A 712-nucleotide genomic window follows, 5' to 3' on the forward strand; every position below is an offset into this window, starting at 1 on the left:
CGACGATGAGCACCTCGCCGTTCATCACGACGTAGTCCTTGTCCTTCTTGAACAGGGCGACGGCCTTGATGGAGTTGTTCAGGAACGAGATGAGCGGGGTGTTCGCCGACTCGTACAGGTTCTCGATGCCGAGGTAGTCCTCGACCTTCTCGATGCCGGGCTCGAGGACACCGACGGTGCGCTTCTTCTCGTCGACCTCGTAGTCCTCGCCCGGGGTGAGGCGCTTGGCGATCGAGGCGAACTCGGTGAACCAGCGGTTGGCCTCGCCCGAGGACGGACCGGAGATGATGAGCGGCGTGCGGGCCTCGTCGATGAGGATCGAGTCGACCTCGTCCACCACGGCGAAGAAGTGGCCGCGCTGCACCATGTCCGAGGCCTGCCACGCCATGTTGTCGCGCAGGTAGTCGAAGCCGAACTCGTTGTTCGTGCCGTACGTGATGTCGGCGGCGTACTGCTCGCGGCGCTCGGCCGGGCTCTGGTTCGCGATGATGCAGCCGGTGGTCATGCCGAGCGCGCGGAAGACGCGGCCCATGATCTCAGACTGGTACGACGCCAGGTAGTCGTTGACCGTGATGACGTGCACGCCGCGCGACGGGATCGCGTTGAGGTACGCGGCGGTCGTCGCGACGAGGGTCTTGCCCTCACCGGTCTTCATCTCGGCGATGTTGCCGAGGTGCAGGGCCGCGCCACCCATGAGCTGCACGTCGAAGTG

General features: G+C 65.0%; 1 protein-coding gene. It reads right to left on the bottom strand.

Annotated elements, in window-relative coordinates; translation table 11 throughout:
• Nucleotides 1–712: DEAD/DEAH box helicase (locus BIU89_RS13600; protein WP_368073339.1), on the bottom strand; the 712-nt coding region annotated here is incomplete at both ends.

It is taken from the genome of Curtobacterium sp. MCBA15_005 (assembly GCF_001864855.1).
GTDB classification, from domain to species: domain Bacteria; phylum Actinomycetota; class Actinomycetes; order Actinomycetales; family Microbacteriaceae; genus Curtobacterium; species Curtobacterium flaccumfaciens.